The 13,342-nt window shown below is 68.6% G+C and carries 9 protein-coding genes; 2 read left to right on the top strand and 7 right to left on the bottom strand.

The annotated features are described in order from the left end of the window. The 3 genes from boxC to EAS64_RS36220 form a co-directional block, all read right to left on the bottom strand. On the bottom strand, positions 1 to 1,680 hold the full coding sequence (boxC, locus tag EAS64_RS36230; protein ID WP_145860554.1) for a 2,3-epoxybenzoyl-CoA dihydrolase: 1,680 nt from the start codon (positions 1,678 to 1,680) through the stop codon (positions 1 to 3). A 90-nt stretch (positions 1,681 to 1,770) separates the two neighbouring features. After that, entirely contained in the window at positions 1,771 to 2,625 is an 855-nt protein-coding gene (locus EAS64_RS36225) for a PaaX family transcriptional regulator (RefSeq protein WP_222849860.1), read from the bottom strand. Positions 2,626 to 2,692: 67 nt separating this feature from the next. Then, a complete protein-coding gene (locus tag EAS64_RS36220) occupies positions 2,693 to 3,190 on the bottom strand; it encodes a C40 family peptidase (RefSeq protein WP_187366430.1) in 498 nt (165 codons plus the stop codon). A 728-nt stretch (positions 3,191 to 3,918) separates the two neighbouring features. Between EAS64_RS36220 and EAS64_RS36215 the strand changes: the two genes are divergently transcribed. Together EAS64_RS36215 and EAS64_RS36210 are read left to right on the top strand one after the other, a co-directional pair. Next, complete coding sequence (locus EAS64_RS36215) at positions 3,919 to 4,992, top strand: phospholipase D-like domain-containing protein (protein WP_145860550.1); 1,074 nt, start codon at positions 3,919 to 3,921, stop codon at positions 4,990 to 4,992. Between the two features lie 101 nt (positions 4,993 to 5,093). Further along, positions 5,094 to 6,425, top strand: a complete 1,332-nt coding sequence (locus EAS64_RS36210) for a L,D-transpeptidase (protein ID WP_145860548.1) — start codon at positions 5,094 to 5,096, stop codon at positions 6,423 to 6,425. Positions 6,426 to 6,439: 14 nt separating this feature from the next. On the opposite strand, the gene EAS64_RS36205 is transcribed toward EAS64_RS36210, so the two are convergent. The 4 genes from EAS64_RS36205 to EAS64_RS36190 all read right to left on the bottom strand — a co-directional run bounded on the left by EAS64_RS36205 (position 6,440) and on the right by EAS64_RS36190 (position 13,262). Next, positions 6,440 to 7,753, bottom strand: coding sequence for a glycoside hydrolase family 15 protein (locus EAS64_RS36205; protein ID WP_145860546.1), 1,314 nt, complete (start codon positions 7,751 to 7,753; stop codon positions 6,440 to 6,442). A 93-nt stretch (positions 7,754 to 7,846) separates the two neighbouring features. Further along, on the bottom strand, positions 7,847 to 9,103 hold the full coding sequence (locus EAS64_RS36200) for a hypothetical protein (RefSeq protein WP_145860544.1): 1,257 nt from the start codon (positions 9,101 to 9,103) through the stop codon (positions 7,847 to 7,849). Next, positions 9,100 to 9,627: a SigE family RNA polymerase sigma factor gene (locus tag EAS64_RS36195; protein WP_246116029.1), complete on the bottom strand. Its 528-nt coding sequence runs from the start codon at positions 9,625 to 9,627 to the stop codon at positions 9,100 to 9,102. The genes EAS64_RS36200 and EAS64_RS36195 overlap by 4 nt, the downstream gene beginning before the upstream one ends. A gap of 161 nt (positions 9,628 to 9,788) precedes the next feature. Beyond that, complete coding sequence (locus tag EAS64_RS36190) at positions 9,789 to 13,262, bottom strand: S8 family serine peptidase (protein WP_145860542.1); 3,474 nt, start codon at positions 13,260 to 13,262, stop codon at positions 9,789 to 9,791. Between the last annotated feature and the right edge of the window lie 80 nt (positions 13,263 to 13,342).

Raw genomic sequence — 13,342 nt, 5'->3', positions numbered from 1 at the left:
CTATACCCGCTTCCGGTCGAAATCGGCCCGCCGCCCGGTGCCGTAGGCGCGCAGCGCGCCGTCGGGGCCCGAGGCGTTGGGCCGGTAGAAAATCCAGTTCTGCCAGGCGGTCAGCCGCCCGAAGATCTTCGTCTCGATGGTCTCCGGCCCGGCGAACCGGTAGTTGGCCTCCAGGCCGGTGAGGGCGTCCGGTGAGAACGACGCGCGTTCCTCCACCGCGATCCGCACCTCTTCCTCCCAGTCGATGTCGTCAGGGGCGAAGGTGACGAGGCCCAGCTTCTCGGCCTCTTCCGCCTCGAGCGGCTCGCCCGCCGCCTTCTCCACGGCCGTCAGGGCGTCCGGGTCGCCGAGGAACCTGGTCTGCAGCCGGGTCAGCCCGTTGCCCATCGGCAGCGGTCCCAGGTTCGCCGCCCCGACCGTGATGGCCGCGGGGTTCCCTGTGTTTGGAAACACTGTCGGGTCTATGTCCTCGAATACGCCGAACAGCATGAACGAACGGTCCGCCGCGAGCGCCAGCTCGAGCAGCGACCCGGCGTAGCACGAACCCGGCTCGACCAGGGCGATGAGCGACCGGGAGGTCACGTCCAGGCGCTTGAGCGTCCGCTTCCAGTACAGCACGACCTCATTGGCGAGCCAGTCGGCGCCGACGTTCGCGAGCAGCAGCTCGTCGTGGGCGAGTACCTTCGCGGCGTCGCCCGCAGTCTTGAAGACCCAGCTGCCGATCGTGGTCTCGTTGGTGCGCAGGTCAAGGATCAGGTCATCAAGCTCGCGGGCCACCGCGAGCGGCCAGAAGCCGGCGCCCTGCTCGTATGCCCCCGCCATCGACGCCGGCGCGTCCTGCGACGGGCCGGTCACGGTGATCTCGGCGACCGCGCGGTCGCGGTCGAGCGTCGCGCTGACGTGCGGGTAGCGCACCGCGTCATCGGTACGGGTCTTGTCCAGCGGGGTCAGCTCGATCGGCCCGCCGCCGGGCAGACGCGTGGACGAGCCGGCTAGGGCACGAACCCGTTCTGCTATGACCTCATCCCAGCGGACCCGCGGCACGGCCTCATCCACCAGCCGCCAGGCGACCGCCTTCTTACCGCCGACTCCCTCCGACTTGGTGGAGAAGTAGTCGGCGAGGTCGCGGCGGACGTGCCGCTTGTCCACCACGCGGGTCAGGCCGCCGGTGCCGGGCAGCACGCCGAGCAGCGGCAGCTCTGGCAGGGACACGGCCGACGAGCGGTCGTCGACGAGCAGGATCCGCTCGCACGCCAGGGCCAGCTCGTAACCGCCGCCCGATGCGGTGCCGTTCAGCGCGGCCAGGTAGACCTGGCCGGAGTTCTCTGTCGCGTCCTCAATGCCGTTGCGGGTCTCGTTGGTGAACTTGCAGAAGTTCACCTTCCACGAATGCTCCGACGCCGCCAGCATCCGGATGTTCGCGCCGGCGCAGAAGATCTTCTCCTTGCCGCTGGTCACGATGACCGCCTTGACCTCGGGGTGCTCGAACCGCAGCCGCTGGGTCGCGTCATACAGCTCGATGTCCACGCCCAGGTCGTAGGAGTTCAGCTTCAGCTCATACCCGGGCACCAGGCCGCCGGCCTCGTCGACGTCCATGGTCAGCGTCGCCACCGGCCCGTCGACCGCGAGCCGCCAGTGCTTGTACTGCCCAGGACTGGTCCGGAATTCGACGTTAGCCATGCCTGTATGTTCTACGAAGTTGTGCATGCTCGTCAATGGTTCGTAGCATATTTGCCCGGGATCGGCCCAGGTTCGACCGCGCAGACCGGGTCATTCCTGGCTATTGAGGCGCTTCCACTCGCGGCGCGCCTCGTCCTGCCACCGCTGGTGCCGGTCGGCGAACAGCTCCGCCGCCGTGGTGCCCGACCAGCGGGGCGGCAGCAGCTCGCGGGGCAGCGCCGGGTCGAGCGCGGGGAACCTGCGCCAGGCGTGCACCAGCTCCAGCTGGCGCAGCAGCACGTCAGCGGGCTGCCCAGGTGCGCGGAACTCGGCGATGAACTGCTCGTACTCCACCTCGACCTCCGGCAGGTCCCAGGCGGCGGCGACCATCTCCACGGTGTCGGACAGGCCGGTGCGCCTGGCCACGAACACGTGCGCGTCGTCGGCCACTCCCGCCTCGCGCAGCACCCGGACCGCCTCCTGCTCCCGGTCGGCGTGCGGGCTGATCCACAGGCCGGGACCGAGCGAGCCGTAGCCCTCCCAGGCGAGCCTGGTCCGCACCACGTGCCTGGCGCGCCGGTCGGACTCGGGAATGCGCACCTGGACCAGGACCCACTGCCCGTCCCACGCCTGCGCGGGGCCGAACGTGTAGATGCGACGCGCGCCCTCGGTGAGCAGCCTGGTCGCGGCGGGAGTGAGCAGCCAGCGGGTGCGGCGGCCGACCTTCTCGGCGTTGAGCCAGCCGGCGTTGGATGTTCGCATCAGCGCCTGGCGCGTCGCCTTCTCCGCGACGCCGAGCCGTTCGAATGCGGCGAGGACCGCGCTCGTCCACGCGGTGCCGTCCCCGGGAAGTACGAACTCGCCGAGCAACGTGAACAGCATGCCCCGTGCCGATCCCGCCCCGGCCTCATGCCGGCGCGAGATGGCCGGCTGACCGTACACCGCCGCGGCCTGGACAGATTCCACTTACTGGCTCCCGTTCCGCATTGTCTCCGTAGCATAGGCGACGGCTTGCGGAACGGGAGCCCGATGGTTATTGCGTAATGGAGCCGAAGGTGACCGTGTCACCCGCCCAGGTATACGACTGGAACTGCACGCCTTCGCCGTAGGTCGTCGCGGCGACCATGTTGTGGCCGCCCTCGTAGACGCCCACGTGGTACACGTAGCTGTTCGGGTCGCTCGTCTCATGGAAGAACACCAGGTCACCCGGCTTCGCGTGACGGTGGCTCACCCGCTTGAAATCGAGGAACTGATCCTCAGCGGTGCGCGGAATGCGCTTGCCATGGCCGGTGTGACGGTAGACGTACTGGGTGAGGCCTGAGCAGTCGAATCCTCCCGGGCTCGTCCCTCCGTAGGAGTACGGGTCGCCCACCAGAGTCTTCGCCAGGTGCGCAGCCACCTGGTCGAAGGTCTGCCGGCGGTGCCGGCCGACGTAGGGCTTCTTGTGCGTGAGTTTGTGGATCTTGGACGCCGTGAGCGCGGCCGTTTTCTGCTGACCGCTCGTGGTCGCAGCGTGTGCGGTCCCTGCCATTGTGCCGAGAGGGACACTGATCGCCGCCGTGGCGAGTGCGGCATTAGCCAGCCAGTTGCGCCTCATCCTTAGGCGCCTCCGCGCCGCTCGGCGCGGACCCGGACATAGGTATCAGACCATCGGTGCAGAGTCGGGCTTGCCATCATTTCGTTCCTTTCATTCTTCGAGCCTTTTCTTCGTCCATCAGGGAAGAAAAGGCTCATTTCACGCTGCGTATTGAGTTGTATGCACGCGGCATTGCTCTTTCCCTTGTGCCGTACTTGCGTACCATCCGCAAGCGGCGCCTGTCTTGAACAAACGGATTCTTAGGTCCGCAATCACGGACAGATCACGCTTCGGTAAATGATCACCGCTTGATCGTTTCGTGATTGACCAATCACCATAAAGTCGCAGCTCAGAGGCCTGATGTTGAAGATCACGAGATGATTAAGGGGATGCCGAAACCGTTTGCTTACGTGTGGGATATGTCACAGTAACCTTCCGGTCATCTCGGGCAGTCCAACGAGAGGTCTGCGCCGTTACCGACCTGTGATTGGCGGGAACAGGCGAACTTGGTGTGACATGAGTGACTCATGTGACGAACGCGCGAGCGGACGATTCGTATTCACGGCATAACGGAGCGCGCATTACCCGACGTTCCCCCAGCCCATTTCCCGGGCGACTCGCGGGCCGTATTCTTCTGCCGGCTTTGATGTGCTTTGCAGCGCATCGCGGGTAGCTAGGCCGCCATGCGCCGTTTGCTCGTTCCGGTGGTGCTCGGCATGGTGGTCGCCATGGCGGGATGCCAAGGGATAAAGGTCAAGCTCGATACCAGCCCGACGAAGCATTCACCCAGTCACAGCAAGAGTCACAGCAAGAGCAGCCCGCGCGCCGTCCCGGGGGCGGGTCCTGTCTCCGCCGGGTCAGGCGCGCTGCGCGTCATCGCGGAGCCGCAGGCCGGGCTGAGCGCGATCTACAAGCTCATCAAAGGCGCCAGGTCGTGGATCGAGCTGACCATGTACGAGCTGCGCGACTCCACCGCGGAAGGCGACCTCGCCGCGGCGGCCAAGCGCGGCGTCGACGTCCGGGTAATCCTCGACGCGCACCTGGAGCGATCACGGAACACCGCGACCTATACCTTTCTGCGCGCGCACGGCGTGCACGTGACGTGGGCCCCGTCGGGCACCACGTACCACCAGAAGACTCTCACCGTTGACAACAGGACGTCGGTGATCATGACGCTGAACATGGTCTCGGCGGACTACGCGGACACCAGAGACTTCGCGGTCTTCGACACGAGCAGGGCCGACGTCGCCGCGGTCGTCGCGACGTTCAACGCCGACTACGCACACCGCAAGGTCAGCCCGCCGGACGGCGCCGACCTGGTGTGGTCGCCGACCAACTCCCAGGCCGCGATCCTCGCCGTCATCGACGGCGCCAGGCACACGCTCAGCATCGAGAACGAGGAGATGGCCTACTCGGTCATCATCACCGCGATCGAGAACGCCGCCAAGCGGGGCGTCAGCGTGAAGATCACGATGACCAGGGAAAGCTCGTGGGACAACGCGTTCACCGCCCTCACCAAGGCGGGCGCGCACGTGCGTCTGTACCGGAACAGCACCAAGGTGATCTACATCCACGCCAAGGCGGTGGTGGCCGACGCCGGCCTTTCCGACCGGCAGGTGTACCTCGGATCGGAAAACTTCTCGTTCTCCAGCCTGCGGCGCAACCGCGAGCTCGGCATCCGCACCACGAACAAGCCGGTGATCTCCGAGGTTTCCGCCGTGCTCGCCGCCGACTACGCGGGCGCGACACCGTTCTAGAAACGGTACAGAAGACGGGCGTCGCCGGTTCGTCCCGATGCATAGTCTTAGTCGGGAAATGTCGTTGTTCGGGTTTGTGCGATGGCGGGAATGGTGCTGACATGAGGGCGATCCGGTCGACGATCTCGGCTCTGGCGGCCGGGGCGGCGTTGACGCTGGCCGTGACGGCGTGCACGGGGAGCACGACGACCATCATCGAGCGGCCGGGCAGTACGCAGTCGCCTGGCAGCACGGCGTCGGGAAGCACCGGGACGGGCGGCACCGCGACCGCGACCGCCTCCCCCTCCGCCAAGCCGTCGCCCGCGGGCCCCGCGGTGACGATCACGCCGGGCGCGAGCGCGGCCGGCGCCGACCCGTCGAAGGGGATCACGGTCAGCTCGCCCAACGGCCAACTCGCCCACGTGACCGTCAGCACCTCCGGCGACCCGGTCACCGGCACGTTCGCGGCCGACCGCTCCTCCTGGCACAGCACGTGGGCGCTGAACATAGCGCAGTCCTACACGGTGACGGCCATCGCGGTCGGCAAGGACGGCGTGCGGACAACCAAGACAACCACGTTCCGCACGCTGCAGCCGACCGGCACGTTCAGCACCCACATCTTCGAGGGGTTCCAGCAGACCTACGGGGTCGGCATGCCGATCATGCTGACGTTCAGCTCCCCGATCCGGAACAAGGCCGCGGTCGAGCGGGCGATCGAGATCAAGACCAGCAAGCGGGTGTTCGGCGCGTGGTACTGGGACGGGACCCAGACGCTTGAGTTCCGGCCGCGCGACTACTGGCCGGCGCACTCCACGGTGTCGTTCACCGGGCACTTCGACGGTGTCCAGGCCGCGCCGGGACTGTACGGCTACCACACGCTGACGCAGACGTTCAACATCGGCGACTCGGTGATCGCGGTCGCGTCGACCAGGACGCACCGCACGCAGATCTACGTCAACGGGAAGAAGAAGTACGACTGGCCGGTCAGCACGGGCAAGACGGGCGACGACACGCCGAACGGCTCCTACCTGACGATCGAGAAGGCCAACCCGGTGCGGATGACAGGCCCCGGCTACGACCTGCTCGTCCCCTGGTCGGTGCGGTTCACCTTCAGCGGCGACTACTACCACGACGCGTACTGGTCGACAGGCCAGCAGGGGTTCGAGAACGTCAGCCACGGCTGCGTGAACCTCTCCCCCGCCAACGCGGAGACCTATTACAAGCTCGCCGTGCCCGGCGACCCGGTCACGATCAAGGGCAGCCCGCGCCCCGGTACCTGGGACAACGGGTGGACGGTGTGGTTCCTCACCTGGTCGCAGCTGCTGAAGGGGTCCGCCACCGGCCAGGCCGTGTCCGCCGGCCCGAGCGGATCGCAGTTCGTGAGCCCGTCGGGGCTGCCGAAGAGCGAGGCCAGCTACCCGCTTAGCACCGCCGAGCCCGGCAACGACATCTGACCTGGGCGCCGGGACTAAACGGCCGCCGGCGCCGTCCTCGCCCGGACCGCGGAAAGGAACGCGGCGTAGGACCAGGACAGGTTGGCGACCGACTTCTCGAAGCCGGTGACCGCGTCGCTCAGCTCCAGGTGGTCGCTGTGGTAGACGATGGCCTGGAGCATCTCGTCGCCCGCCGACCGCAGCGCCGCGGCCGCGTCAAGCGGTGGCGTCGCCGCGGTCACCCCGACTTGGGAGAGAAACGTGGCGCTGAGCGAGTCAGCCGGAACCGTTCTGGATGATGAGATCTTGGCGGCGAGGCGGTAGTACAGCTCGGCGAAGTTGGCTGTGCACAGCGCCCACGGGTGGTCGCCGGCCTGGTCGTCGGTGTCGCCGTCGTAGACGTCGCCCGGGTAGCGGCCGAGCATCGGGCCGAGTCCGCGCGCCGCGTCGGCGCCGTTGACCGGGTAGTAGTACTTCGACGCGGGGTCGGCCCACTGGGCGCGGAGGCTGGCCGCGGTGGCGAGCAGCCGCGGGTCGGTCACCGACTCGGCGCCGTAGATCGCGGCCTGGATGATGTCGATGTTGGGGTCGTAGGGAGCGCGGTAGTCCGACGGGACGGGCAGCACCGACTGGTACACCTCGCCATTCCAGTGGCTGTCGAGCGCGGAGATGAGCCAGCTGAGCGCGCCGGGCAGCCAGCCGGGCACGGTGAGGCCGATGGTGTTGGCGGCGACCGCCTGGAAGCAGCGCAGCTGCGCGGAGCGGGCGAAGAAGGAGTAGCCGTACTCCTCTTCCCACAGGTTGCAGGTCTGCCCGGAGTGGGCGGCGCTGAGGAAGTTCAGGTTCGCGTCGATGAGCTGCACCGCGATCGCCTGGGCGGGCGCGTCGAGCTGCCGGTACATGGCGAGCGCCGCCAGGGTCTGCAGGGCAGGGCCGTCGGTCTGGTTGGTCCACGGGCGCTGCGTGCCGTCGATGTAGAAGCAGGCGCGGTCGAAGTCGCCTGCCGACTGCTGGCAGGTGCGGGAGAACTGGATGTAGTCGATGAGCGGCTGGTTGTCGGGCAGCGTGCCCGCCGCGTACGCCCAGGCCAGCTCGAGCGCGACGATCGCCGCGTCGCGGGTCCAGTGGTACACGTAGTCCTGCGTGACGTGGGTTGCGCTGTTCTCCCAGGACGGTGAGGCGAGCACGCAACCGGGTACGGACACGATCCCGGGATTGACCGGGTCCTCGAAGACCAGGCCGTCGGAGGCGACGTTGCGGAACATCAGCCAGAACATGTACCGCGCGACCGTGGCCAGGTCCGTCTGCGCCACCGCGGGCTGCACGGAGCCGTAACTCAGTCTGCTCATCGCCGAACCCCCGTCCGCGGCCCTGGTTCCGGCACCAGGCTAACCGGCCGGATGCGGGGCGGACAGGGGGTTCGCGCGATGTTAACGCGGGGCTCAGCCGACGCTTGATGAACCCGGCTTCGGCGTCGCGGAGCCCGACGCGGACGAGCCGTTGCCTATCCTCTTGACCACCGAGCCGGTGCCTATCCGCTTGCCCGTGGTGTCGAACGCGGCCCACCCGGTCGGCCACAGGCCCTTGCCGATCCAGAACGCGAACAGCCGCTCGTTGCCGAGCGCGACCGGGGTCACCCCGACGGCGGTGCCGTCGGAGAGCGTGATCGCCAGTTCCGCTACCCCAGGCGCGGCCGAGCCGAACACCGGCGACGCGTCGGTGCCACCCCAGCCGCCGAGCACCTGCGTGGTGCCGAGCCTGGCGAGCGGCACGCACTCGAGGTCTCCTGGCGTGTAGGAGAAGCAGGTACCCCAGGGACCCTGGTAGGCGGTCTCCGCCCAGACGCGGCCGCCTTGCGTCCCGCCGCCGATGACGCCGTCCGCCCGCGGCGGCACGGCCTGACTCGACTTGAGCCACAGCCCGAATACCGGCAGGCCGTCCGGCGCGTCGAACGGGACCGCGGTCATGATCTGCCCGCCGTCCGCGCGCGGGCTGCCGAGATGCGCGGAGAGGCTGGCGACGGACATCGAGGCAGGTGCCAGCCACGCGACGTAACGGTGGCTTCGATAGGTGACGGGAATCAGCTTGAGCTCCTGGCCGTCGGTGAAGCGCAGGACGAGATAGGTGACATCGGGAGCGACCGCGCCGAGTGCGGCGTCGTACGTGGTCGTGCTGCCGCTGGCGTTGCCGGTGGCCCCGACGATGCCCGCCGGGTCGTGCGGCGCGTAGGCGACGAGCGACGCCAGGTCTGGCGCGCACGTCGACACCACCTGGCCGGCCGACCGCGCGGCGGGACCGGTGCCCGTCCCGACGAAGCCGGTGTAGCAGGCCTGGTCATGGGCGCTGAAGCTGCTGCTGATGGCGACGGACCACTGGGCACCGCCGATCGTCCCCCGCGCGATAACGCCGCTATTGGCGACGTCGGTGCCCGGCCTGCTGGTGATGGCCGGGTCGCGGTGCAGTGCTGCCGCGTGCGACGGCGACGGCGTCTGGCCCGTCACGGGCGGTGGCGACGCCGCGTTGCGCGTCAGCGCGGGATAGCCGGCCGCCACCGCCACAATCGCGACGGCGGACGCAAGCGCGGTGAGGCGGCGACGGTTGCGCAGCCTGCGGCCGCCGCGGATCGCCCGCTCCACCGGCGCATCGCCGAACGTCACCGAGCGCAGCGCCCGGTTCAGGTCGTCCTTGAGCTCGGTCATCGCCTGCCCCCTTCCACGATGTCCTGATCGCCGGTGGTGGCGTCCTTGCGCAGGGTGGCGAGTGCGCGGGACGCCTGGCTCTTCACGGTGCCGACGGAACAGTTCAGCGTGGCCGCGGTCTCCGCCTCCGACAGGTCGAGCCAGTAGCGGAGCACCACCACGGCGCGCTGCCGCGGGCCGAGCCGGTTCAGCGCGTCGAGCAGCGCTTGCCGTTCCTCTGGTCCCTGCTGGCCTGGCGCGGTGTGGCCGGCGAGCGCGCCCGCCAGGTCGCCGTGCAGGTCCTCGGGCACCCGGTGCTTGCGGAACCGCTTGCGGTTCTCGTTGATCAGGATGCGCCGCACGTACGCGTCCGGGTCGCCTGCCCGCCTGACCCGGCCCCACGACGCGTAGGCGCGGGCGAACGCGGCCTGAGCGACGTCCTCGGCGTGTCCCGCGTCGCCGGTCAGCGCGTACGCGAGCCTGACCATCGCGGGCCAGCGGCCGCGCATGAAGTCGCCGAACTCTGTGTCAGCAGTGGTGCTCACGGCCACCTCCTTCGCCAGTGAAGACACCGGTCAGGCTCGCTCGGGTTGCATGGCCTAGCAGAATTATCCGGAACGGGTGCGGTTTCCTCCATACGGCGAAACGCGGAAGCCCCCCGCCCGCGTGGCCGCGGACGAGGGGCTCCGTGTCAATGCCGGAGTGACTACCCGACGGTGTAGGAATACGGCAGGGCCACCACCTCGTCGGCGGCAATCTGGCCATACGGCGGTACGCCGCTCTGCAGCGCGTCCAGGTAGAGCGTGCCGGTGTGCACGGTGCCCGCGGTGCCGGACGGCGTGATCGTCACGTTGACCGTGACGGACTGCCCCGGCTGGAGCTCGACGGCCTGGTTGATGGCCGCACTGCCCGCCGCCGCGCTCGTCGCCAGCTGCTCGAAGTCGCCGGTCGCACTGGTCACGGTGCTGTCGAACGCCGCCGCCTTGACGGTCAGCGTGTCGGTCGCCGTGCCGTTTGCCTTGACGAGCGAGTTGAACGGTCCGCACTCGGTCGGCCCGACCGACCAGGCGCCCGAGGTCACCCAGCCACCGGACGGCGTGTAGGCCTCCGAGACCGACTTGGCGCACAGCGACCCCTTGGACAGGCCGGCCAGGCCGCTGTCCGGGTCACCGCCGGTCACGGTGGTCAGGTCCGTCATCGCGGGGATGGTGGAGGTCTGCTTCACCGCGACCGATGAGGTGTGCGTCGGCACGAAGTAGAACGCCTGGGTGGCGTTCGCCGACAGCGGCAGCGTCGTCTTGTTCGACGCCTTGGCGAACGCCGTGTTCGTGCCGAAATCGACCGGCGCCAGCGTCATGGTCGCTGACATGTTCGTCCGCGCGTCGAAGAAGTAGTCCTGCGGCGCGTTGGAGGTGTTGGTGATCGTCACCGGGACGAGGACCGGGGTCCCGCCGGCCAGCGTCTGCCCGCCTGCCGGCAGCGGCGTGGTGGGCACCGCGGTCGCCGCCGCGCTGGTGAAGGACACGATGCCCGCGTAGGAGTCGGACACCTCTGTCCCCGCGACCGGCTCGGCGAACGCGATGACCAGCGTCCACAGGCCGCCGACCGGGTTGAGCGCGCTGACGGTGAGCGTCGGGTTGGTGACGCCGACCTCGGCACCGGTCAGCGCGTAGTTCTGACCGTAGGCCACCGCGTTGCCGTCCGGCGCGACCAGGTAGGCGCCGATCACGTTGCCGATGCCCGGGTTGTTGTGCATCGCGAGCTGGACTGTGACCTGCTTGGTGCCCGAGGGGACGTTGAACGAGTAGTAGTCGCCGGTGCCGAGCGCGCCGCGGCCGTTGCCGCCGGTGAGCGTACCGGTGAACTTGCCGCCGGTGGCGACGTTGACCTGGGAGCGCACGATCACCGGGATCGAGGTCTTCCCCCCCAGGCTTGAGCTGACCACCAGCGAGCCGGCCGTGTCACCGGGGTTGGCCGGCGTCGTCAGGGTGAACTGGATGTTCCTCGACTGGCCGGGCGACAGGGTGAAGGGACCCGGCTGGACACTGCCGAACGAGATGAACTTCTCGCTCACCGCATGCCAGACGACCTTGCCGTTGTAGCCGCCTAGGCTTGCCGGGTAGCCGGAAGCGATCGCCGTCCACAGGCCCGCGGCCGGAGCGCGCACATCCACGTTGCCGTAGTTGCCCGCGCCCTGCGGCTCGGACTCGGCGGCCAGCTTGCCGTTCGGGTCCACCAGGGTGAGGTTGACCGGCAGGAAGGTGTTGTTCGGGTTCGAGGCGTACGCGATCGATACGGCGAGGCGACCCTGGCCCGCGGGAACGTGGAACTTGAATACCGCGTAGTTCACCTTGCTGCCAGTGTCCGCCGCGTACTGGTTACTCGCGGAGTCGCTCAGCGTCACGGTGCCGTTCCCGAGCACGGTGTCCGCGCCGAGTGCGCGGCCGGCCGCCTTGACCGTCTGCGCCTTCGTGCCCTCGTTGGTGAAAGTCACGAAGTAGTGCTTGACCACGCCCGGCAGGCTGTTGTCGGTGAGCTGGGCCGCCGAGACGGCCACGGTCGACCCGGTGCGGCCCGAGTGCCCGTAGGACTCGGCCATCTGGACGGCCTTGAGGCTGTTGAGCAGGCCGGAGCCCTGCTCTTGCGCCGGGGCGCCAAGGTCGGTGGCGGTGGACAGCAGGATCCGCTTGACCACGGCCGGGCTGGGGAAGCCGCCGTGAGTCTTCTTGTACGCCTGCATCACGAGGGCGGCGGCGCCGGACACGAACGGAGCGGACTCGCTGGTGCCGCCCGCCTCCTCGATCACGCTCGGCTTGCCGAGGTTGTTGGTGCACTCGGAGTACTTCGTGTTCGCGTCGCAGGAGGCCCAGCTCAGGTCGCCGGGCGCGACCAGGTTGACGGTCCCGCCCGCCTCGTTGAAGCCGGCGGAGCTGAAGGAGCTGATGTTGTTGTTCAGCCAGCCCTTGGACGCGAAGTAGCGCGCGCCGCCGATGTTGGCCTGGGCCATCGCCTGGAACTGCGTGGTCGCGCCGACCGAGATGACGTTCGGGTCGCTGGACGGCGAGCCGATGGTGTTCGCGGTGCCGGCGTCGCCGGTGGAGACGCTGACCACGACGCCGGCCTTGATGGCCGCCTCGTCGAAGATCTTGATCGCGTCGGCGGCGCTGTCCGGGAGCGCGTTGCCGCCGAACGACTCGTTGAGCACGTTCACCTTGGCGGTCTCGACCGCGTAGTTGATCGCCTGCGCGATCGTCGACGTGGTGGTCACGTAGGGGTGCGCCTGGTCGCCGGAGAAGACATCAAGGCCGACAAGGGAGGCGCCGGGTGCCACGCCCTGGATCTTGATGAAGCAGCCGCCGGGGTAGCCCTGAGCGGAGAAGCCATTGACGTTGTAGATGTTGGTGCCCTGCCCGGCGATGGTGTTCGCGTCGAGGAACGCCTCGCCGGCGGTGGTCGGCGCGGTCGGGCCGTCCCCGGTGAAGTCCTTGTAGGCAGTGAAGACCGAGGTGCCGTTCTTCCTGATGAAGTTCACGTTCTTCGGGTCCAGGCCGTCGGCGATGTACGCCACCTTGACGCCGGCCCCGGTGAAGCCGAGGGAATGTGCCGACTTGGTGCCAGTCAGCGCGAGGCCTTCCGGCACGGTCTGTGCCTTGCTCTTGCTCGTCGCGCAGGCGCCGGGGATGCTGTGCAGCGGAAGCGAGGTGGTGCGCGCGGGGCTCGCCGTCGCCGCGGGCTGCATGGCCGCCGGGTCCGTGATGGTGAACGTGGTGTCCGGGATCACCGCCGCCACCGCGGGGTCCGCCGCGAGGCGCTGCGCCTCAAGCGCCGAGACGGTGGCCGAGAGCGAGTTGACCAGGGTGAACTGCTTGATGTGCTTGGCGGCCACTTGCTGCAGTTCGCCGACGAGCGAGGACTGGTTCGCCTTCACCGCGGCCGTCCTGCTGGTCACCGCGGCCGAGCTGCTCACCGGCACCTGGGCGGCCTGGCTCTTCATGATCACGATCACTGGCTTGTCGACGTTCTGCGACAGCTTCGCGACCTGCGCCGACGTCAGCATTGTCACGCCGGTGCTGCCCGCCGAACCCGCGCTGACCGCGCTGGCGATCGCCGGGATTCCGCCGGCGAGGGCGGCTGCGGCGGCCGACACGGCCAAGACGGACAAGAGCCTGCGTTGTGCCATGTTCTCCTCGTCCCCGGAACAGCGGCGTGATCAGCCGCAACCCGAGCGACGCTAACAGACCTGTCGCCGCGGGGTCGGAG

It is taken from the genome of Trebonia kvetii, from assembly GCF_007827045.1.
Lineage (GTDB): Bacteria > Actinomycetota > Actinomycetes > Streptosporangiales > Streptosporangiaceae > Trebonia > Trebonia kvetii.
The sequence above is the reverse complement of the archived record's forward strand: the minus strand, read 5'-3'. Positions and strand labels throughout refer to the sequence as shown.

Coding starts and splice junctions, on each gene's coding strand:
- boxC (WP_145860554.1), bottom strand. CDS start 1,680: ATGGCTAACGTCGAATTCCGGACCAGTCCTGGGCAGTACAAGCACTGG.
- EAS64_RS36220 (WP_187366430.1), bottom strand. CDS start 3,190: ATGGCAGGGACCGCACACGCTGCGACCACGAGCGGTCAGCAGAAAACG.
- EAS64_RS36215 (WP_145860550.1), top strand. CDS start 3,919: ATGCGCCGTTTGCTCGTTCCGGTGGTGCTCGGCATGGTGGTCGCCATG.
- EAS64_RS36210 (WP_145860548.1), top strand. CDS start 5,094: ATGAGGGCGATCCGGTCGACGATCTCGGCTCTGGCGGCCGGGGCGGCG.
- EAS64_RS36205 (WP_145860546.1), bottom strand. CDS start 7,753: ATGAGCAGACTGAGTTACGGCTCCGTGCAGCCCGCGGTGGCGCAGACG.
- EAS64_RS36200 (WP_145860544.1), bottom strand. CDS start 9,103: ATGACCGAGCTCAAGGACGACCTGAACCGGGCGCTGCGCTCGGTGACG.
- EAS64_RS36190 (WP_145860542.1), bottom strand. CDS start 13,262: ATGGCACAACGCAGGCTCTTGTCCGTCTTGGCCGTGTCGGCCGCCGCA.